The sequence below is a fragment of the Luteimonas sp. A482 genome, from assembly GCF_054072655.1.
On record NZ_JBSVRO010000001.1, the window covers coordinates 1,468,729 to 1,488,558 of the forward strand.

The window sequence follows — 19,830 nt, forward strand, 5'->3', positions numbered from 1 at the left end:
TCACAGGCTCGGGTGCGAAAGGCTGCCGGACGAAGACGCAACTACTGAGTATTGCCACGGCAGCTCGTGAATCGGGCTGGCCGCGAGTGAGCCTGAGGTCGTGGTCGGGACGTCCGCCAGGCGGTAGAGGCCGATCTTGAACTTGACTTTGGCCTCAGTTCCCGGTGCAAACGCATGCCCCGGGGGGCCGGGATCATCCGTCGCACTGAAGCCGCCCGACTCAGTGGTGTAGTTGCGACGCGATGACGAGGTACTCCAGTACACGGGGTCAGCATCAACCGAGTCGACCTGCTCGGAGGAGAAATTGAAGTCGACCGGCGAGCCGTACATGCTCACTTTCCAGTAGGTGCCGTCAGCCTTCTTCAGGTGGCCTTGCAGCTTGTTGACCAGGCAGTAGTCCGCCGCTGCGCGTCCTGTTGGGACGGCGACATTGAACTTGATGGTCTTGTGCGAGGTGTTTCCCGAATCGGTATAGGTGTCGTTGGACAGGGATAGGGTCGGCTCGGCCGCGGGCGCGGGCGCCGGGGCAGGCGCAGGCGCAGGTGCAGGTGTAGGCGACTGAGCGCGGCTGCCGCCGGCGCTGTCTGACATCGCGATGCCGCTGTCGGCGCCTCCGGGAGAACTGCTGCGCCTGATTGGCACGGCGCCGAAATCGAGATGCGGACGCTCGTCGGCGGAACGCGCGTCGGGGGTGATCGCGTGATAGGCGGACATCGTCCTTCGGGCTATCGCCGGTGTGAGCGCCCGGCTGGGTTCCGGGGCTTGGATGGGGCAGGTTTTCACGGCGGAACTCCTGGGGGCGATCGTGGAGACAAGTGCTGGCGCAGGTTCTGGAGACGACGGGCGATTTCCCGGACGACGGCTTCGGCGACCGCATGGCCTGCCTGCGGGCCGCAGGGCGGTCCATCGACTGGCGGCGGGCCCGCTAATGCCGAGCGCAGGGCCGAGTCCAGCTGATGGCGTGTAAGCCCCAGCCCGTCCTCCAGCGTGAGCCGGCGGATGTGGAGATGGATCGATGTTTGGGGAGGTAGCGGTTTCACTGGACACCTCCTGCACTGGGTCCTGGGCTGCGCTCCAGCTTGGCGAGCTCGGCATGCGCGGCGGCGAGCAGGTGCCGGTTCGCGATGGGCATGTCCTCGTGCGCGGCGAGGAAGGCCCCGTTGAGCGCGACCGAGCGGATGTTGCCGCCGGCCAGGGGCATGCGCGCCAGCGACGGCCAGCGGATGTCGTCCGCCAGCGGCGCCTGCGGCGGGAACTGGCGCCGCCATAGCGCATCGCGCGCGGTTTTGTCGGGGAACGGGAACTGCACGACGAAACGGATCCGGCGCAGGAACGCCTTGTCGATCGCGCTCTTCATGTTGGTGGTGAGGATGGCGAGGCCGCGATAGGCCTCGATCCGCTGCAGCAGGTAGGCGGTCTCGATGTTGGCGTAGCGGTCGTGGCTGTCCTTGACTTCGCTGCGCTTGCCGAACAGCGCGTCGGCCTCGTCGAACAGCAGCACGGCACCGCTGGATTCGGCGGCGTCGAAGATGCGCCGCAGGTTCTTCTCGGTCTCGCCGATGTACTTGCTGACGGTGCCGGCCAGGTCGATCCGGTAGAGGTCGAGGCCGGCGGCATTGGCGATGGCCTCGGCGGCCATGGTCTTGCCGGTGCCGCTTTCGCCGGTGAACAGCGCGGCGATGCCGAGGCCGCGCGCGCCTTTGCCTGCGAAGCCCCAGTCGCGGTAGACGCGTCGACGATGCAGCAGCTGGCGGCCGATTTCGCCAAGCAGGTTGGCCTGCGCCGGCGGCAAGACGAGGTCGTCGAGCGTGGTGGCGGCGTCGATCCGTTGCGCCAGACGGTCCAGGCCTTGCCGGCTGTGCTCGCGCAGCGCTGCCCACGCGATCCGTCGCGCCTCGCCGGCATCGACGGCTTCGGAAATGGCACGCGCGGCGTCGTACATGGCGCCGGGCACGCCGGGTGCGAACTGTTCGCAGGCGTCGGACACCGCGTCGCACAGCACGGCGTCGGGAAGCGTCGAACCGAAACGACGGGCGCGATGGACGAGATCCTGCGCGCGCGATACAGGCGTGGCCTCGGGCAGCTGCACGACGCGCAGATGGCTGTCGTGGGGCGCGCCAGCCGCGCCTTCGGCCGACGCGATCATGATCAGCGGGCTGCGCAGTTGCGATTGGATGCGATTCAGCCATGCCCGAACGGCGGGGTCCAGTACCACCAGAGCGGCGGACAATGCCGCCTCGCGGTCGATGAGGCGCAGCGTGTGGCAGAGCGCCGTGGCGTCTTCGGGCAGTTCGGACACGCACAGTGCGCTTCGCTGTGTCGCGGCGAGCAGCTGCAGTAGGTCGTCGCGGAGGACGGGGGCACCTGCGCGCTCGAGCTGGACGCAATCGCGCCCGCCGGAAAACGCAGCGACCACCTCACCGGTCCACGCCGCAGGTTCGCCATCGGGTGCCGGAGGTGCGACGAGTTCGGCGATGCCGTCGAGGCGTTCGTCGATCGCTGTCACGCCGCACAGGTAGTGCAGCATGCGTTCGTCGATGTGCAGTGGCGCGGACGTGGGCACTGGCCCGTCCGTGCGGACCAGCCTCCAATAGCGCAGCGGTGCCTGGGGAGACAGTGCGTCCCAGTGCGGGGCTTCGAGCAGCGCGAGCGCAAACGGAAACGTCGGCTGCCCGTCGGCGCGGCCACAAGCCTGCGCCACCGAACGCGCGAACGTGGCGTCCAGGGCCACCCCGGCACACAGCAGCAGCACGTCGCGCTCGAACCCGCTCAGCCCGAACAGCTCTGCGCAATGCTGCAGTGCCGGTACCAGGCCAGTGTCGTCCCCGCTGGCCAGAGCGGCGCCCGCATCCGTGCCGCCCTCGATCCGTTCGCGCAGCCGCGCCAGCTGCGCGACCAGCCAGCGCTGGTTGCGCACGTCCCAGGATGTGTCGGTGGTGGCGATGATGCCGGCTTCGGCGTTCATGGCACGGTGACCTGGAGTTCCGGGTCGAACACCGGCGCCTGGTCGGGCGCGATGACGATCAGCTCGCTGTCGATGCCGTCCACGCGCAGGCGCAGGTAGTGGTCGCCCGTTGTCAGCGTGGTGGGGAAATCGAACACCAGCGGATCGCCGTCTGCAGCCCGCGGATTGGCACTGCACTGGCGCGCGCCGAGCATCAGCACGGCCTGCTGCTGCGGGCGCACCCGCGGCTGCGAGGCGAGCGTCACGCGCACCCGCGGCGGGTCGGCGCTGCGCACGATCGAGATCGCAGGCAGGTTCAGTGGCGCGCCGATCGCCTCGATCGTCGGTCGTGCGCTGAGCAGCAGCGGGATCGCGTTGGTTTCGCGCGGTGCCGGTTCGTCCGCTGGCGTGAGCACCAGGCTGAGCTGCCACGGGCCGGCGGGGAGTGCGGCCTGGGCGGCGAGGTCGTCGGGAAGTTCGAGGCTGAATCCGCGACCGTCGGTGTCGAGCACCACGTCGATCTCGAAGGGCGTCTCGCGAAGCCGATGCCTGAGCCGCGCGCGCGGCGTCGCACCGGCGAGGCGGATGCCGGTGACGGCCACGGTGTCACCAAGCCGCGCGCTCCTGTGCTTGCCCGGTGGCTCGGCGGCGAACAGCGTGGGCACGGCGGGCAGCAGGTCCGGGTTGACGCGCACGCCGCCATCGCGCTGGGTGATCGGGTCGACCCGGCCGCGCGAGAGCACCGGCAACGGCGAAACGCCGGGACGCGTGCCCTCGATCAGCACCACCGACACCTGGTAGGCCGCGGACGGCCGGTAGTGCGTCTGGATCGCCGACCACAGCTTGCTCATCTCGTCGATGCCTAGCGCGGCGGGCGTGATCTTGATTGCTTCGACCTGGTCGGCGAGGTCGGATTGCGACAGCGCCTGGACCTGCGGCGGGAACATCCCCAGCTCGAGCGGGCCGGGCGAGAGCGCGTCGCGGATCGAGGCGCGGTCCAGCCACGGCCGCTCGTGTAACACGTGCATCGCATAGCCGAGCAGGATCTCGGCCTGGAAGTCGGCGCGGCCGTAGGCGGTCAGCAGGTAGTGCAGGTCGAGCGCGAGCGGCGCGTTGGCAAGGCGCTCGCCGGCGCCGCTGCGCGAGGGCAGGGCGCCGTTGCGCCAGCCGGCGTTGGGCGTGATCTGGTGCAGGAACAGGTTCAGGCGCGGCGCCATCTGTTCGTCGTCGAGGTCGATCGTGTCGGGCGCCACCGCGGTGACGGTGACCGTCGTGCCCAGCGCCGGCGCGACGCTGGTGATCATGGCGTCGTCGAGCAGGTTGCGCAGCACCGCGCTGACCGCACCGATGGCGAGCGGCGAACTCACGGCGACGGCTTCCTGCGCAGGTAGTCGTGCAGGTTTTGCGGCTCTGGAACGACGCGCGGGCGAGGCGGGGGCTGCTTCGCCGGCTGCGCGGGGGCGCGCACCTCGATGCGATCGATGCTGATGTGGATCGCGGGTGGCGCAGCGGGCGCCATGGCAGGGGCGAGCAGGGCGACTGTCGTGGCCGACAGCGGTGCCGCCAGCTGTTCCGGCATGGATCGCGGCAACGGCGCGGGCGGCGCAGCGCGCGCGCGCTGCGCCGGGGGCGGCCCAATGGTGGAGTGGTCGTGGGGCGCAGGCTGGATCGCAGGCGCGACGGAGCGGAGCGCCAGGGCGTCTTGGGCCCCTGCCTTGTCATTCCGGGGCAAGGCAGGGGATTCCAGGGGCATGGCATCGACAGCCGGATGCCTCGCCACGCCGGGGATGATCGGCGCGGAGTCCGTCGCGGCAATGCGTCCGCGCGTCCCGTGGGGCAGCGCGTCGGCTCGCGGATGTTCCACCTGCATCCCGGCGGTTCGCGACTTGGCCGTATCCAGGCGGGGCGCTGCGATGCCGGGCGCCTCCGGTTCGCCTGTCGACGCCTGCATGTCGGCCATCGGCGCGATTGGCGCCGCCAGGGCACGCAGCGGAGCCGCCGGTCGCAGTGCATCCGCGTGGCGTGGCGCGAGCAGGCGAAGGAAGTCGGACATGCCGCCCTCAGGCGCCCGCCAGCTGCAGGTAGGCGGCGCGACGGACCGGCCCAAGCGCGAGGATCTCGCGCTCGCTCCAGCCGAAACGCTGCGCGATCAACGCCACCTCGACCAGCAAGCGCTCTGCGCGGGCGCGCAGCACGCGCCACAGCAGGTCGACCGGATCCAGCGGAGCGCGCCAGGCGTGGCTGCAATCCGGGCACTGGAGCGCGAAGTCGAGCGTTGCGCCAGGTAGCAATTCCTGCATGCGCCCGGCGATCGCATCGCGCAGCGCGTGATCGGCCGGGATGCCACCGTCCACGCAGCGCGCAAGCAAGGCGTCGGCGAATGCGTCGGCATCCTCGATCGCCTGCAGCGCATCCAGGTCGTCGGGCGTCGGCAGCCTGAAGCGGGTGGCAGCGCCATCACCGGCGAGCACGTGCCATTCCGCCGAAGATGGGGACTCTTCCGCATCCGCGACCAGCGTGCCCGTGCAGCGATCCGCATCGACGGTGAATTCCACCGTCGTCCCGCAGTGCGGGCATCGCCCGATCAGCTCGACCGCGGTCCCGAACAGTTCCGCGTGGCGCCGCAGCGCTGCCAGATTGCGCTCGGGCAGCGAACGCGGAGCCTCGCCGAGCAGCGCATGCTCGCGCTGCGCACCGCGATGGCCGGCCGCGCCCTCCCACAGGTCCAGCAGTAGAGCGTCGGCGTGCATCAGGCCGGCTCGCTGAACACCGGTTCGGACGGCTCGGCGACTTCGTAGTCGCGCTCCCAGCCCTCGTTCTCGAGCTTGAGCGTCTGGATCGCGACTGCGTTGGCGTTGGCGTCGAGGTCGGGAAGCGCCTGGTACTCCGACACCCAGCAGCGGTAGATCCTGTACGCCAGCACGACCTGGCCGGCCTCGTTGTAGACCTCGAGGATCAGGTCCTTGCGGAAGTCGCGCAGCGAGACTTCAGCGCCGAGCCCGGAGCCGTAGTTCCAGACCTTGTTGGCCCACTTCTCGAACTCCGGGTCGTGGGTGACGCCGCGCTCGAGGGTGAGCGGTTCGTATTTGCTGCGGCCGGGCGATTTGCGCGATGTGCTCGGGTCGCCGCCCTCGCGGTGCTCGACTACTTCGGTGCTGCGCTTGAGCGCGGAGCACTTGCTGATCCCGGCGACGAAGCGCCCGTCCCACTTGAGCCGGAACTTGAAGTTCTTGTAGGGATCGAAGCGCGCTGCATTGACGGAAAACTGTGCCATGGTCCGCTCCTCAGACAGGGATGTCGCCGGCGATCTGCTGCAGCCGGATGACCACGAACTCGGCCGGCTTCAGCGGCGCGAAGCCGACGTGGATGTTGACGACGCCCATGTTGATGTCGGTCTGGGTCGTGGTCTCGCGGTCGCACTTGACGAAGTACGCCTCGCGCGGCGACCTGCCCTGGAACGCGCCCTGGCGGAACAGGTTCTGCAGGAACGCGCCGACATTGAGCCGGATCTGCGCCCACAGCGGCTCGTCGTTGGGCTCGAACACCACCCACTGCGTGCCGCGGTACAGGCTCTCCTCGAGGAACAGCGCCATGCGCCGCACCGGCACGTACTTCCATTCCGATGCGCGGTCGTTGTGGCCGTGCAGGGTGCGCGCGCCCCACACCACCGAGCCGTACACCGGCAGCGCGCGCAGGCAGTTGATGCCCTGGGGGTTGAGCTGTCCGTTCTCGGCATCGCTCATCGCCACTGCCAGCGCCGAGGCGCCGTTGATGCCGGCATCGATTCCCGCTGGCGCCTTCCATACGCCACGGCTGGCGTCGGTGCGTGCGTACACGCCGGCCACGAAGCCGCAGGGCGGGAACGCGCGCGGCACGCCCTGCTTGAGCGGGTCGGGCGCGCGCACCCAGGGGTAGTACAGCGCCGAGTAGTTGGCGTCGGCGCCGGTGATGTCGTCGAGGCCGTCGTCGACCATGTTCTCGACGGTCGCTTCCTCCGGGGCGTCGACGATCAGGAACGCCCGGCGCTCGCGGCAGCGGCCCTGCAGCGACGAGATGGTGGCTGCATCGGTCAGCCCCGGCACGCAGGCGAGGTTGAACAGGTCGATGCGATCGGTGGGCGTGCCGATGCCGAAGCTGGCCAGCAGTGCGGTGCGGAAATCGCCGTCAGCGGCGGTCCAGGCCACGCCGTCGGCGCCGCCGTCGAGTTCGAGTACGACCCCGTCATCGGGCGGGTCGCCGTCGGCCTCGACGGTGATGAACAGCGAACGTCCGTTCACCACGTCATCGGCGAAGCGCGGGTCGGCGGGATCCATCGACAGGTTCTCGAACACTTCCACCACCGCGTCCTCTGTGGGATGGTTGATCACCTCCAGCTTGAAGCGCAGTGCCACGGGATCGGCCGCATCCGCACCGGTCCGGCGGATCACGCGCACGCGCACGTCGTTGGCCCATTCGCCGGGGGAGCTGGCGGAGACGGCCAGACCCTCGGCGGCAGCGACCGCACCCGCAGCGTTGAGGCCCTCGTCTTCCTCCTCCTCGAGGCCACTGGCGGCCAGGCGCAGGATGTAGGCATCGCCGCCGCCGTTGTCGAAGAAGTGGCGCACGGAGTAGCCGAGCAGGGTGCGCTGGTCGAGGCCGCCGAAGCGGCGTTCGTAGTCGGCGAAGCCGGTGATGCGCACCGCACGGTCCACCGGGCCGCGCGCGGCCCAGCCGATGAACAGCGCGATCGAGGTCGCCACGCCGGTGATCGTGCGCACGCCGCTGGAGACTTCCTCGATGTAGACGCCGGGGTAGGTGAGGGCTTGTGGCATGGAACTGCTCCTGGACTCGGTGGTGCGGGAAACGCCGGTGCCTCAGTGGCGGGTCGGCCGGGATTGCGTGTCGCGGTGGGCGGAGGACGCGACCGTCGCGGGAGAGGCGTAGAGCTCGCTGCCGTCGAGCAGTGCGATGCGCTGTATTTCGTCGTGCCTGACCAGGTCATCGAGCGCGCCGCGCAGTTCGCTGTCTCCGATGCCTTGCAGGTGCGCTGGCAACCACCACAGGCGGATGCCGGCCACGCCATCGGCCGCGCCCGGATGCCGCACCAGGTAGCCGCGCAGTGCGCGCTGCAGCTCCCGTGAGCGTCCGCGTTCGCCGACCGACATGGCCCCATCCATCGATGACGTGCCCGGATGGTTTGAGCGCAAGCTGCGTGCCAGCAGGCGGAGGCGTAGTAGATCAATGGTTTGCAGATCCGGCTGGATGCGGCATGGGCGTCCCGCATCGCAGCCGTGCGCACCGGCTGAGAGCGACGAAGCGCGGCGCCGCGCGCCTTCGCGGGTGGGCGCGGCGGATGGGACGTTGCCAGCCCACCCGTGGGGCGCCGGCATCCCACCGGGCGCATGGCGATGTGCGGCGTCCATGCGCAGCCCCGGCGTCTCAGCCGTTCCGGTAGCGGTCGCAGTCGACGCCGTGCTTCTTCAGCAGGCGCCCCAGCGCGCGTCGGTCGGTCTGTGCCAGGCGCGCGGCAGCGCTGACGTTGCCGCCGGTATGCGCCATCACGCTGCACAGGTAGCGGCGCTCGAACGCCGCGATCGCCTCGGCCTTGGCATCGCGGAAACTTGCCTGCACGTGGCCGGCAGGCGGCGATTGCGCCTGGTTCGGGTCGGTCTCGCCCGGTGCGTCCACCGTGCCGTGCAGCACCATCCGGTGCACCGTGTTTTCCAGCTCGCGCACGTTGCCGGGCCAGGCCTGCGATTGCAGCCGCGCCAGCGCCTGCGGTGCGAACTCCGGGCAGGGCAGGTCGTAGCGGCCGGCGTAGATCCGTGCGAAGTGGCGGCACAACAGTGCGACGTCGTCACCGCGCTCGCGCAGCGGCGGGACGCGCAGGCGCAGGATGTTCAGCCGATAGAGCAGGTCGCTGCGGAAGCGACCCGCGGTCACCTCGTCCTCGAGGCAACGGTTGCTGGCGGCGAGGATGCGTGCGTCCGACACGGTTTCGTGCGACTGGCCAAGCACCCGGTAGCGGCGGTCCTGCAGGAAGCGAAGCAGCACCACCTGGCCTTTTGGCGGCAGGGTGTCGATCTCGTCCAGGAACAGCGTGCCGCCCTCGGCATGGCACACCAGTCCGGCGCGCGGCGTGCGCGCATCGGTGAACGCACCGCGCACGTGGCCGAACAGCTCCGACTCGAACAGCGCCTCCGGGATCGCGCCACAGTTCACCGGCACGAAGGGTCGGCTGCCGCGTTCGCCCAGGTAGTGGATGGCACGCGCGGCGAGCTCCTTGCCCGAGCCGGTCTCGCCGTCGAGCAGCACAGGCGCATCGGTGCGCGCGAGCATCCGGATGTCGGTCACCATGCGCTCGAATGCCAAAGAGGCGCCGAGCAGGCCCTGCGGCGGACGCCCTGAAGCCGGCGTGCGCTCGGGATGGAAGCCGGTGGGCTCGAGAGGAGAAAGCGGCGCCGACGTCATGGGTCCCTCCACATGTCCCGTTGCGTGCCGCGACGGCCGATGCCGTCAACGGATCACGCAAGCAGGCCTGCGCTTGCTGCGCGGTGAGTCCCCTGTGGTTTGTCGATCGTGCATCCTGCGGCTTCGCGCTCCGCAACCTCGCCGGAACGCCGGGCCGGATGCCGGCGCGGACCGCGTCGTCGAGGCCATGGGCCTGGACGAACACGCTCCGTGCTCAGTGCAGACAACGCCAAGGAGCCACGCCAGCGGACAGCGGGACGCAGGCCGCCCAGCGCATGGCGGCAGGTCTTGCGACGGATGCGGACCAGCACGTGCATGACCACGTCTGGCTGGATTGCCGGCCTGTCCGACACCTCCCGGGTTCGGCGTTGGTTCTGCTGGCGGGATTGGACCAGGCGCCCTGCCCGATGCCCGGCCCGCCGCTCGGGACTGACGGAGATTGAAACGTGACAGAGTCGGACCGGGTCTTCGTTTCGATCGGCGTCTCCAGGCCCGGTGGCGATCTGGACGAGCTGCCCGGGGCGATCAAGGCGGCCGAACGGATGGCGGCCTGGGCCGCGGCCCAGGGCTACGCGACGGTCCTCGTCCATGACCGCAAGCACGGGGAGGTCACGGTCGACCTGCTGCGCGACCAGATGGCCGCCGCCATCACCGAGGTCACCGACCGCACCGAGCTCAAGCGCTTGGTGGTGTTCTTTGCCGGGCATGGCGCCGCGATGGCGGTCGGGGACCAGTACTGGATCCTGACCCATTGGAAAAAGCGTCCCACCGAGGCGATCAAGGTGTCCTCGCTGCAGCGGATGCTGGAGTACTACGGCCCCCGCCAGGTGGCGATCATCGGCGACGCCTGCCAGGAGTTCTCGGCGAAGTTCATCGACGTCGTCGGCAGTCCGGTGCTGGACATGCCGGACGAAGACCAGGCGCCGTACGAGCTGGACCAGTTCTTTGCGGTCGACGCGGGCAAGCAGGCCTTCATGATCAAGGGCGTTGACGGGCAGGACGACTTCTGCCTGTTCACCGAGGTGCTGCTCGACGCGCTGGAAGGTGACGCGGCGCAGGCCTCGTACGAACAGATCGGCCAGGATCTGGCGGTCACCAGCCAGTCGCTCGCCGTGTACCTGGACGGCCACGTTGCGCAGGAAGCCGGGAAATACGGCGTGCGGATGGTCCCGCGCCCCAAACCGGGCTTCTACACCGATCGCATCTACCTGAAGATGCCGCCGCAGGCCGTGGGACAGCTGCCCATGCCGGCGCCGACGCAAGCGGGGGCAACGCCACAGACCGCAGCAGCGCCATCCGCTGGAGTTGAGCCCCCCACCACTGCCGCGCCTCCCGCACCGGCAACATCACCGCCACCGGCGATGGCACCCGCACCGTCGACGCCGCCTGCGCCAGCAGGCCCATCCGGCGCTGCGCCCGCTTCCGGGCGCCCCCCGCTGCCTTCGTCAGCCGGCAATGGCAGCGCGCGCGCGGGCCAGTCCCCGCAACCCGCGCGAAGCCTGCGCGCGGTGGAGAAGGTGCGGCTCAGGCTGCCGGAGCGGCTGGTTGCGCTGGCCGAGCAGGCGCAGGCCATCCTTCAGACGCGCGAGGCCAGGCGCGACGCATTCGCCGAACAGGTCGGACGCGCCACCGTGCGCGATCATTTCGAGACAGGATGCGGGATCTGCGTCAGCGGTGCAGATGTCGTCGAGGTCCAGGCCTCGCATGGCGAGGTCTCCCCCGTGGAGGGAGAACCCAACTGGTTCCGTATCCACCTCGGCGACTCGAGCGACTCGCTGCTCTGGAGCGACACCGTGGTCACGCTCGCCAGTGGGCGCCTGTGTTCGGTCTGCGTGGTCCAGGAATTCGTCGCCGCGATGCATGTGCTGGACGAGACATCGATCAGCCTGTTCCACCGCCGCATCGGTGCAGACGAGTCCCAAGGCCGGATCGCCATCGACCTGATGGCGCGGGCCAATGCCGGGCTGCTGAGCCAGGACGAGATCATCGATGCGGCCATGTCCCTGCGCGATGGCAAGCACCGGGTCATCACCCTGGGCTGCATCGTCGCGCAGTTCTACGACACCATCCGCGATATCGACAGCCTGCGCTCGATGGCGAGCTTCTATGCCCAGTGTGGGCAGCCGGTGCCGCTGGATATCGTGCTGTATGGCGGCGGGCGCGTCTTCGAATCCGGGGGTCGCCTGTACGCCGACATCCCGGCGGTGCCTGCCCGCACGCCGCGGACGCGCGGGGAGCAGCGTCAGGGCTTCTGCTTCGACGCCACGCCGGGATTCGACAGGCATCCGCTCGCCGGACGCGTCCCCTGGATGCGCCATGCGTGGGGCGCAGTCACCACCGCGAGCTGCGACAAGAGCGCGGAGCCCTGGCGCAAGCAGGCCCTGGCGGCGATGGCGCATCTCGCACCGGGCGCGTTCACCGGCTTCCTGCCCGCGGGGCGGCAGGCGCTGGAGGAACTGGTGGGCCTCGAAACGTCCGCGCTGGCGAGCCAGTACGTCGTCGTCAACTAGATCCATCCACGGAGCACGTCCATGCGCATGATCCTGGTCCACGGTATCAACCAGCAGGGCAAGAGCGCGCGCAAGATCCACGACGACTGGCTGGATGCGCTGCATGCGAGCTACGCCAGGCAAGGCCCCGATCCGCTGGCAAGGCTGTCGCGCATCGAGGCCGCGTTCTACGGCGACACGCTCGAGACGCTCAGCTCGGCCAAGGTCACCAGCCAGGCCATCGCGCTGGGCGCGGAAGAAGCCAGCGATGACTTCGACGAGTTCGCGCTCGACGCGCTCAAGCAGATGGCGCTGCGCATGGGCGTGACCGAGCAGATGATCCAGGACGAGGCGGCGACCACGGTCGTGGCCCAGGGCGCGGGCATCCACAAGAAGTGGGTCAAGGCGATCGCGCGCGTCGTGGAGAAGGTGTCTCCGTTGCGCGGAACGCTGGCGCTGCGCGTGTTGGGGCAGGCGCATGCCTACATCCGCAACCAGCATGTCCATGACGAGGTCAACAAGCTGGTCCGGCCGCTGTTCGAGGACGACGAGCCGGCGATCGTCGTCTCGCACTCGCTGGGCACCATCGTGGCGTATTCCATGCTGCGCGAGTTCGCCCGCAACGGGCGCCCGCGCCAGTCGCCGCTGCTGGTCACGCTGGGCTCGCCGCTGGGCATCGACAGCGTGCGCAAGGGCTTCGCGAAACCACGCACGCGTCCCGACAACGTGCAGCGCTGGGTCAACGGCGCCGACCCGGAGGATTTCGTGGCGCTGCAGGGCGAGTTGACCGGGCATACGTTCGGTCTCGGCGTCACCAACTACCCGGACTTCGAGAATGGCCACGACGACCCGCATTCCATCGTCGGTTACTTGGGCGATCCCCGCATCGCCAGGGAGATCGCCGACGCGATTGGATGAGGTGTGGCAGCGGCGAGAACAGCGGCCGGGGAGAGATCCGGAGGCTGGTGTCGATTCCGAACAGCAGCGCGGCACGACCACGGTGCTGCGCTTGCGTTGACCCGGTCCTGCACGCCCGGTGGCGTGCAGGCGATCGTGCTGGCCGGGATGCGTGCCGCTAGCCGGCCACTTCGATCACGACCTTGCCCAGGTGCGCGCCTGATTCCAGATGGCGGTATGCCGCCTGCGCCTCACCGAACGGGAAGACGCGGTCGACCACTGGCGTGATGCCGCTGGTGACCATCGAACGGATGACCTGCTCCAGCATCGCCCGGCTGCCGACGAAGACGCCGGCCAACCGCTTGGCGCTGAGCAGTGCGAACGGACTGATCTCGCCGCCAAAGCCGCTGACGCCACCGATCACCGCGATGGTGCCGCCAATCGCAGTGGCGGCGATGGAGCGGGCGGCCGTGTCCTGCCCGCCCACTTCGAGCACCAGGTCGACGCCTTCGCCGCCGGTCAGGCGCAGCACCTCGTCCTGCCACTCGGGCATGTCGCGGTAGTTGACCGTCGCATCCGCGCCCAGGGTGCGTGCGCGATCAAGCTTGGCGTCGCTGGACGAGGTGATGACAACGCGCAGGCCCGCCGCCTTCGCCAGCTGCAGGCCGAGGATCGAAACGCCGCCCGTACCCAACAACAGCACGCTGTCGCCGGGCCGCAGGTCGGCGGTTTCGAAGATCGCGTTCCACGCGGTCACGCCTGCGCAGGGCAGGGTGGCGGCCTCCACGTAGCCGAGCTGTGCGGGGAGCAGGACCAGGGTGTCCTCATGCAGGGTGACTTCCTCGGCGAGCATGCCGTCGACGTCGCCACCGAGCGAACTGCGCAGCTTGTGCCGGTCGGGCGCGCCGTCGTGCCAGTGCGGGAAGAACGATGCCGCCACCCGGTCGCCGGGCTTGACGCGGCTGACCATGTCGCCGATCGCGACCACGTCGCCGGCGCCGTCGGAGCAGGGGATGACGGTGCCATCCGCGCCCGTCGTGTACGCGCCGCGCGCGATCATCAGGTCGCGGTAGTTCAGCGACACGGCGCGCACCCGCACGCGGACTTCATGGGGTTGCAGGGGCCGCTGGGCGATGTCGTCCAGCCGCAGTCCATCGATCTGCCCGCCGTGCGTGATCCGGTATGCCTTCATCCCGCGCCTCCGTATTGCCCGTCGTCGGGCCGCATGCATTGTGCGCCAGCGTCGTCAGTCCAGACCGGGCGGTGATGGAACAGGCCGTCGCGTTGCGCGGCGCCAAAGCGCGCTCGGCTCAACGGGGACGACAGCGGTTCGAGCCGCGCCCGTGAATGCCGCTCGGGGCCTCCGTAGCGCACCGCTTGCGACACTCCGTTCCATTGCAGATTTCCAACGCGGGGTTACGCGCGCAGGGTGCATGCTGGAACCGACATTCGTGATTGGAGACCTGCATGAAGATCCAGGCAGCGGTGACACGCGCACAGGGCGAACCCTTTTCCATCGAGGCAGTGAATCTGTCCGGGCCAGCCCCCGGCGAGGTGCTGGTGAGGGTGGTGGCCACCGGGGTCTGCCATACCGATGCGGTGGGACGTGACCTGGCGGTATCGCCGTACCCGATCGTGCTCGGCCATGAGGGCGCGGGCGTGGTCGAGAAGGTCGGCCAGAACGTCACCAGCCTGGTGCCGGGCGACCATGTCGTCATGTCGTTCGCACATTGCGGCCAGTGCGCCAATTGCCTGACCGGCCATCCCACCGTCTGCGACATCTTCAACGACCTGAATTTCGGCGGCCGCATGGACGACGGCAGCGCACGCCTGCACCAGGGCGATGCGGACCTGTCCACCTTCTTCGGGCAGTCCTCGTTCGGCACGCATGCCGTGGCGCACGAGCGTAACGTGGTCAAGGTCGACAAGGACGTGGACCTGGCGCTGCTCGGACCGCTGGGCTGCGGCATCCAGACCGGCGCCGGCACCGTGCTCAACTCGATCAGGCCCGAGTTCGGCACTTCCATCGCGGTCTATGGCTGCGGTGCGGTCGGGCTGAGCGCAATCATGGCGGCGAAGATCGCCGGCTGCCCACAGATCTTCGCGGTGGACGTGCACGACAACCGGCTCGAGCTCGCGCGCGAACTCGGCGCCACGCACGCCTACAACGGCAAGGACGTCGACGTGGTGAAGGAGATCAAGGCCGCGTCCGGCGGCGGCAGCCATTACGCGGTGGAGACCACGGGCGCGCCGCCGGTGGTGCGCCAGGCACTCAATGCGCTGCGCCCGCTGGGTCGCGTGGCCATCGTCGGCGTGACGCCGAAGATGGAGATCGACGTGCACAACGACCTGATGGCCGAGGGCAAGGGCATGATCGGCGTGATCGAGGGAGACTCGGTGCCACGGGTGTTCATCCCGCAGCTGGTCGCGTTCTACAAGGCCGGCAGGTTCCCCTTCGACAGGCTGGTGCGCTTCTACGATTTTGACCAGATTGCCCAGGCGTTCGACGACTCCGCGAGCGGTGTGACGGTCAAGCCGGTGCTGCGAATGCCCGCGGCATCCGCCGCCACCGTGGAGCAGCCGCGATGAGCGGCCCGGCAGGCTACGAGCGGATCGGACTGCTGCCGATCGCAGGCAGCTGGCGCGAGGGCGGCGCCGGACGTCGGCTCAAGGTGAGTGATCCCTTCAACGGCGAGGCATTGCTGGACATCGCGATGGCCAGCCACGAAGACCTCGACGAGGCCTATCGCGCCGCGCAGGACGCGCAGCCGGCGTGGGAAGCCATGGGCCCGGGCGCGCGCGCCGCCGTGCTGCACAAGGCGGTGACGATCTTCGACGCGCGCAAGGACGAGATCATCGACTGGCTGGTCCGCGAATCCGGCAGCACCCGGATCAAGGCGGGCATCGAATGGGGTTCGGCGCGCGCCATCACACTGGAGGCGGCCGGCATGCCCGGCCGCAGCCACGGCCACATCCTTCCCTCCGACGTGCGCGGCAGGCAGAGCCTGGTGTATCGGCAGGCGCTGGGGGTGGTCGGGGTGATCAGCCCGTGGAATTTCCCGCTGCACCTGAGCGCGCGCTCGGTGGCGCCGGCACTCGCGCTCGGCAACGCGGTGGTGATCAAGCCGGCCAGCGACACGCCGGTGACCGGCGGCCTGCTGCTGGCGCATATCTTCGAGGAAGCCGGACTGCCGCCGGGCCTGCTCAGCGTGCTGGTCGGCGCCGGCTCGGAGATCGGCGATGCCTTCGTCGAGCATCCGGTTCCGGCGTTCATTTCCTTCACCGGCTCCACGTCGGTCGGACGCGGCATCGGGCGCATCGCCAGCGGCGGCGAGCACCTCAAGCGCGTGGCGCTGGAGCTGGGCGGCAACAGTCCCTTCGTGGTGCTGGCCGATGCCGACATCGAGGCTGCGGTGGCCGCGGCTGTGGTCGGCAAGTTCCTGCACCAGGGGCAGATCTGCATGGCGGTGAACCGGATCATCGTCGAGGCGCCGGTGCTGGAGGCGTTTACCACGCGCTTCGTCGAACGCGTCAAGGCGCTGCCGGTCGGCGATCCCGACAAGCCGGACACGGTGGTGGGGCCGGTCATCAATGCCAGCCAGCTCGACGGGCTGCGCGCGAAGGTGGCGCGCGCCAAGCAGGAGGGCGCGACGATGCTTGTCGGCGGCGAGCCGAAGGGCAACGTGATGCCGCCGCACGTGTTCGGCGATGTCACCGCCGGGATGGAGATCGCGCGCGAGGAAATCTTCGGGCCGCTGGTGGGCATCCTGTCGGCGCGCGATGCCGGGCACGCGCTGGAGCTGGCCAACGACAGCGACTACGGGCTGTCGAGCGCGGTGTTCACCGGCGACGTCGCGCGCGGCCTTGCATTCGCACGACGCATCCGCGCCGGCATGACCCACGTGAACGACATGCCGGTCAACGACGAGGCGAATGCACCGTTCGGCGGCGAGAAGAATTCCGGGCTCGGCCGCTTCAACGGCGACTGGGCCATCGAAGAGTTCACGCGCGACCAGTGGATCACCGTGCAGACCGGGCCGCGCACCTATCCATTCTGATCCCGCCGCGACACACACCCACCTGTAGGAGCGGCTTCAGCCGCGATCGCCAGCAACACCCCGCGCCTGTCGCCCACGTCGCCAAGGATGAGGACGGTCGTTCAGACCTGTCTGCCGCAGGTCGCGGCTGAAGCCGCTTCTACAGGTGCGGGCTGCCAGGCGGTGCGCGGGTACTCCGCCGGCGGGCTGCTCAACCCACGCCCGCAGGCGGCAGCCGGATATCCGACAGCTTCCAGCGCAGGCCCTTGCGGGTCAGCACGAACACCACCGGCGCGCCGTCTTCGGTGTGTACGGTGGCGGTGAAGCGCGATGTCGACTCATAGCGCCGCTGCGCATTGCGCCATGGGTCTGGCCGGGCGGTCGCGCCTGCCTCGGTGCGCGGCGGCGGCAGTCCGCTGGCGCGGTTCCAGACCTTGCGGCCTTCCATCAGCGCGCCGAGGCCATAAGGCGTGACCATCAGGTCGACGGCGCCGCCAGCCAGTTCGTTGGCGACGGTCATGCCCAGCGCGCCGAGCAGGCCGGTCTGCCGCTCGATGCCAACGCTGCGCGCGAGGCGGTCGCCGAACTGGGCCTTGAGGCTGGCGCGCAGCGGCGGGAAGTCGACGTGGCGGGCGAGCGCGGCATGGTTCTCTTCGCGCACCGCCTTGCCGATGGCGGTCATGGTGAGCCACGGTCCCGCCGCGACGTAGGCCAGCAGCGAAGCGAGCAGCAGGACGGACAGGATGAGCCACTTGCGCATCAGAACTCCAGGTCCAGCGAGGCGCACAGATAGTCCATGAAGGGGGTGAGCGCGTGCAAATCCTTCTGCAGCGTGGCGAGCAGGCGCGGTCCGAGCATCACCTCGTCGTCGATGCCGCGCCAGGCGACGAAGTTGCGGTGGCGCAGGTCGTCGATGAACTCGAAGTCGGCCGGGAAGCCGCGCGGCGGGCGCACCAGCATCTGGTCGCTGTCCAGATCAAAACGACGCCGGAACGCGGGCGCATGCGCGGCCGCCTTCCAGCCGCCGGGATTGTCGAAGATGAACTGTCGGATCTGGCGTTGCACCGGCGTGTCGGGATGCCAGATGCCGCCGCCGAAGAAGCTGCCGCCCGGCTCCAGGTGCAGGTAGAACGAGGGCGCGGACACCTGGCGGCTGCGTTCGTGGAACAGGCGCGCGCCCTGCCATTCCTTGTACGGGGCCTTGTCGTGCGCGTAGCGCGTATCGCGCTGGATGCGGAACATCGAGCCGCCGACCTTCTTCGAATCGGAGCGGAAGTGCAGGCTGACTTCCGCCAGCGGGCCCTGCAGGTCGTCGAGCAAGCGCTGGAACGGCTCGCGCACGTGCGCCTCGTAGTCGTCCTTGCGTGCGTGGAACCAGACGCGCTCGTTGTGGCGCGCCAGGCTGCGGAGGAACTTCAGGCTCTTGTCGGTGAAATATGTGCTCATGCCAGTGATGCGTGCAGGTGTTGGCCCCAGGCGTCGAGCTGGTCGAGCAGGGCAAGTCGCTCGGCATTGCCGGCGTGCTCGCCGCGCAGTGTGGCGATGCGATCGAAATAGGGCGTGAACCCGAGTTCGGACAGGGTGCTGCCGTCGGCCAGGCGCTGGCGGCGATAGTCGTTCCAGCGCTGGCGTTCGTCCGCGTCCAGGGTGTCGGGCCAGTTGCGGGCACGGTAGCGGAACAGCAGTTCGGGCATGCGCGGATCGCGGAAACCAAAGCTGCGGCTGCCCAACTGCGCGGGCGGGGTGGCGCGCACGTCGGCGAACAGGCGCTTGTCGCCGTCCTGCAGGAAACCGTCGTAGAGCGCGGCATCGGCGTCGGCGGCGGACTGTTCGCGCTCCTGCGCATAGACGCGGCGCAGCTTCTCGGCCAGTTCGGGGCCGGCTTCGCGCAGGCGTGCGGCGCGCGATTGGGCAATCGCGGGATCGATCGACAAGCGGACGAAGTCGTCGCTGCGCAGATGGTCCCAGCGCACGATCGACGGGCAGCGGTTGAGGTGGACTTCCTTGAGCGGGATGCGCGCCTGGCCCTCGGGCAACTGGTCGGCGCGCAGGTAGAGGCGGGCGGCGATGGTGTCGGCGTCGAGCTGGAGCAGCGTGTCGGGATCGCCGTCGAGGTCGAACACGATCACCCGGCTGTCGATGCGTGGATGGCGCGTGACCGGCACCACGGCCGCTGCGCACAGGCGGGTGGCCGGGTAGCGCTGCGAGACGTGCAGCACTGGCGTCATCGCGACGGTGTCGAGCAGGGTGGCGGCGTAGCGCTTGTCGCGCAGGCGCAGGGCGTAATCCCACAGGCGCGGCTGCGCGTCGCGGAAGCGCCGCGCCAGCCCGATCAGGGCGCGCACGTCCGACAGCGCCTCGTGCGCATCGCCGCTGCGCACGCCGTTGGCGATGGCCAGGTGCTCGAGCTTGAACGAGGTGCCCTTGCCGTCCTCGCGCTGCGGCCAGCTGATGCCATCCGGGCGCAGGGCATGCATCAGGCGCAGCACGTCAAGCAGGTCCCAGCGGCAGTTGCCGCCGCGCCACTCGCGTTCGTAGGGATCGTGGAAGTTGCGATACAGGCCATAGCGCACGAACTCGTCGTCGAAGCGCAGCGAGTTGTAGCCGAGCGTGCAGGTCTGCGGGCGCGACATTTCCTCGAAGATGCGGGCGAAGGCTTCGGCTTCGGACACGCCTTCGGCCAATGCGCGCTGCGGTGGCAGGCCGGTGACCATGGTGGCGTCGGGCGAGGGCAGCAGGTCGTCGGCAGGGCGGACCAGGAAGTCGATCGGCTCCTCGATCTCGTTGAGCGCTTCGTCGGTGCGGATCGCCGCGAACTGCGCGATGCGCGTGCGCCGCGGATCTGCGCCAAAGGTTTCCAGGTCGTAGAACAGGAAGGATGCGGGCATGCGGGCATTGTAGGCGCGGGAACGACGGTTCCGGGACGGGCGGCCTGCCGTGGCGCGCAGCCTCCCGCCGCACATCGCCGCGCCACCACCCCGCACGCCTGTAGGAGCGGCTTCAGCCGCGAACC

The 19,830-nt window shown here is 69.4% G+C and carries 17 protein-coding genes; 4 read left to right on the top strand and 13 right to left on the bottom strand.

Features of this window, described 5'->3' with window-relative positions; all coding sequences use genetic code 11:
* The 9 genes from ACW5DW_RS06470 to ACW5DW_RS06510 form a co-directional block, all read right to left on the bottom strand.
* On the bottom strand, positions 1–714 hold the full coding sequence (locus ACW5DW_RS06470; RefSeq protein ID WP_457017937.1) for a hypothetical protein: 714 nt from the start codon (positions 712–714) through the stop codon (positions 1–3).
* A 322-nt stretch (positions 715–1,036) separates the two neighbouring features.
* On the bottom strand, positions 1,037–2,965 hold the full coding sequence (locus ACW5DW_RS06475) for an ATP-binding protein (RefSeq protein ID WP_457017938.1): 1,929 nt from the start codon (positions 2,963–2,965) through the stop codon (positions 1,037–1,039).
* A complete protein-coding gene (locus ACW5DW_RS06480; protein ID WP_457017939.1) occupies positions 2,962–4,311 on the bottom strand; it encodes a DUF4255 domain-containing protein in 1,350 nt (449 codons plus the stop codon). The genes ACW5DW_RS06475 and ACW5DW_RS06480 overlap by 4 nt, the downstream gene beginning before the upstream one ends.
* The gene (locus tag ACW5DW_RS06485) at positions 4,308–4,997 is read right to left on the bottom strand and encodes a hypothetical protein (protein ID WP_457017940.1); all 690 of its coding nucleotides are present in this window, start codon (positions 4,995–4,997) and stop codon (positions 4,308–4,310) included. Before ACW5DW_RS06485 ends, ACW5DW_RS06480 begins: the two co-directional genes overlap by 4 nt.
* Before the next feature lie 7 nt (positions 4,998–5,004).
* Positions 5,005–5,694 (bottom strand): hypothetical protein, encoded by a 690-nt coding sequence (locus ACW5DW_RS06490; protein WP_457017941.1) that lies wholly within the window; start codon positions 5,692–5,694, stop codon positions 5,005–5,007.
* Entirely contained in the window at positions 5,694–6,218 is a 525-nt protein-coding gene (locus tag ACW5DW_RS06495; RefSeq protein WP_457017942.1) for a phage tail protein, read from the bottom strand. Before ACW5DW_RS06495 ends, ACW5DW_RS06490 begins: the two co-directional genes overlap by 1 nt.
* Before the next feature lie 10 nt (positions 6,219–6,228).
* Entirely contained in the window at positions 6,229–7,755 is a 1,527-nt protein-coding gene (locus tag ACW5DW_RS06500; RefSeq protein ID WP_457017943.1) for a phage tail sheath family protein, read from the bottom strand.
* Between the two features lie 42 nt (positions 7,756–7,797).
* Positions 7,798–8,088 (bottom strand): hypothetical protein, encoded by a 291-nt coding sequence (locus ACW5DW_RS06505; protein ID WP_457017944.1) that lies wholly within the window; start codon positions 8,086–8,088, stop codon positions 7,798–7,800.
* A 274-nt stretch (positions 8,089–8,362) separates the two neighbouring features.
* A complete protein-coding gene (locus ACW5DW_RS06510) occupies positions 8,363–9,394 on the bottom strand; it encodes a sigma 54-interacting transcriptional regulator (protein WP_457017945.1) in 1,032 nt (343 codons plus the stop codon).
* Positions 9,395–9,840: 446 nt separating this feature from the next.
* Between ACW5DW_RS06510 and ACW5DW_RS06515 the strand changes: the two genes are divergently transcribed.
* A complete protein-coding gene (locus ACW5DW_RS06515; RefSeq protein WP_457017946.1) occupies positions 9,841–11,904 on the top strand; it encodes a hypothetical protein in 2,064 nt (687 codons plus the stop codon).
* A gap of 21 nt (positions 11,905–11,925) precedes the next feature.
* Positions 11,926–12,801: a hypothetical protein gene (locus ACW5DW_RS06520; RefSeq protein WP_457017947.1), complete on the top strand. Its 876-nt coding sequence runs from the start codon at positions 11,926–11,928 to the stop codon at positions 12,799–12,801.
* 157 nt (positions 12,802–12,958) lie between these two features.
* Here the strand turns inward: ACW5DW_RS06520 and ACW5DW_RS06525 are convergent, their stop codons facing one another.
* Entirely contained in the window at positions 12,959–13,972 is a 1,014-nt protein-coding gene (locus ACW5DW_RS06525) for a zinc-dependent alcohol dehydrogenase family protein (RefSeq protein WP_457017948.1), read from the bottom strand.
* Between the two features lie 275 nt (positions 13,973–14,247).
* On the opposite strand from ACW5DW_RS06525, the gene ACW5DW_RS06530 reads away from it, so the two are divergent.
* Together ACW5DW_RS06530 and ACW5DW_RS06535 are read left to right on the top strand one after the other, a co-directional pair.
* A complete protein-coding gene (locus ACW5DW_RS06530; RefSeq protein ID WP_457017949.1) occupies positions 14,248–15,369 on the top strand; it encodes an NAD(P)-dependent alcohol dehydrogenase in 1,122 nt (373 codons plus the stop codon).
* Positions 15,366–16,838 carry an aldehyde dehydrogenase family protein gene (locus ACW5DW_RS06535; RefSeq protein WP_457017950.1) on the top strand — a complete coding sequence of 491 codons (1,473 nt, stop codon included), beginning with the start codon at positions 15,366–15,368 and terminating at the stop codon, positions 16,836–16,838. Before ACW5DW_RS06530 ends, ACW5DW_RS06535 begins: the two co-directional genes overlap by 4 nt.
* Positions 16,839–17,028: 190 nt before the next feature.
* On the opposite strand, the gene ACW5DW_RS06540 is transcribed toward ACW5DW_RS06535, so the two are convergent.
* From ACW5DW_RS06540 to sbcB, 3 genes are read right to left on the bottom strand one after another with little or no spacing between them, the layout of a single operon-like run.
* The gene (locus ACW5DW_RS06540) at positions 17,029–17,577 is read right to left on the bottom strand and encodes a DUF2939 domain-containing protein (RefSeq protein ID WP_457017951.1); all 549 of its coding nucleotides are present in this window, start codon (positions 17,575–17,577) and stop codon (positions 17,029–17,031) included.
* Positions 17,577–18,263 carry a DUF2461 domain-containing protein gene (locus ACW5DW_RS06545; protein WP_457017952.1) on the bottom strand — a complete coding sequence of 229 codons (687 nt, stop codon included), beginning with the start codon at positions 18,261–18,263 and terminating at the stop codon, positions 17,577–17,579. The genes ACW5DW_RS06540 and ACW5DW_RS06545 overlap by 1 nt, the downstream gene beginning before the upstream one ends.
* The gene (gene sbcB, locus ACW5DW_RS06550; protein WP_457017953.1) at positions 18,260–19,705 is read right to left on the bottom strand and encodes an exodeoxyribonuclease I; all 1,446 of its coding nucleotides are present in this window, start codon (positions 19,703–19,705) and stop codon (positions 18,260–18,262) included. Before sbcB ends, ACW5DW_RS06545 begins: the two co-directional genes overlap by 4 nt.
* Positions 19,706–19,830 lie beyond the last annotated feature (125 nt).

Bases quoted from the DNA above. Each gene is read 5' to 3' on its own strand.
- ACW5DW_RS06545 (WP_457017952.1), bottom strand. From the start codon at position 18,263: ATGAGCACATATTTCACCGACAAGAGCCTGAAGTTCCTCCGCAGCCTG.
- ACW5DW_RS06510 (WP_457017945.1), bottom strand. From the start codon at position 9,394: ATGACGTCGGCGCCGCTTTCTCCTCTCGAGCCCACCGGCTTCCATCCC.
- ACW5DW_RS06540 (WP_457017951.1), bottom strand. From the start codon at position 17,577: ATGCGCAAGTGGCTCATCCTGTCCGTCCTGCTGCTCGCTTCGCTGCTG.
- ACW5DW_RS06485 (WP_457017940.1), bottom strand. From the start codon at position 4,997: ATGTCCGACTTCCTTCGCCTGCTCGCGCCACGCCACGCGGATGCACTG.
- ACW5DW_RS06500 (WP_457017943.1), bottom strand. From the start codon at position 7,755: ATGCCACAAGCCCTCACCTACCCCGGCGTCTACATCGAGGAAGTCTCC.
- ACW5DW_RS06470 (WP_457017937.1), bottom strand. From the start codon at position 714: ATGTCCGCCTATCACGCGATCACCCCCGACGCGCGTTCCGCCGACGAG.
- ACW5DW_RS06525 (WP_457017948.1), bottom strand. From the start codon at position 13,972: ATGAAGGCATACCGGATCACGCACGGCGGGCAGATCGATGGACTGCGG.
- sbcB (WP_457017953.1), bottom strand. From the start codon at position 19,705: ATGCCCGCATCCTTCCTGTTCTACGACCTGGAAACCTTTGGCGCAGAT.
- ACW5DW_RS06520 (WP_457017947.1), top strand. From the start codon at position 11,926: ATGCGCATGATCCTGGTCCACGGTATCAACCAGCAGGGCAAGAGCGCG.
- ACW5DW_RS06535 (WP_457017950.1), top strand. From the start codon at position 15,366: ATGAGCGGCCCGGCAGGCTACGAGCGGATCGGACTGCTGCCGATCGCA.
- ACW5DW_RS06505 (WP_457017944.1), bottom strand. From the start codon at position 8,088: ATGTCGGTCGGCGAACGCGGACGCTCACGGGAGCTGCAGCGCGCACTG.
- ACW5DW_RS06495 (WP_457017942.1), bottom strand. From the start codon at position 6,218: ATGGCACAGTTTTCCGTCAATGCAGCGCGCTTCGATCCCTACAAGAAC.
- ACW5DW_RS06490 (WP_457017941.1), bottom strand. From the start codon at position 5,694: ATGCACGCCGACGCTCTACTGCTGGACCTGTGGGAGGGCGCGGCCGGC.
- ACW5DW_RS06475 (WP_457017938.1), bottom strand. From the start codon at position 2,965: ATGAACGCCGAAGCCGGCATCATCGCCACCACCGACACATCCTGGGAC.
- ACW5DW_RS06530 (WP_457017949.1), top strand. From the start codon at position 14,248: ATGAAGATCCAGGCAGCGGTGACACGCGCACAGGGCGAACCCTTTTCC.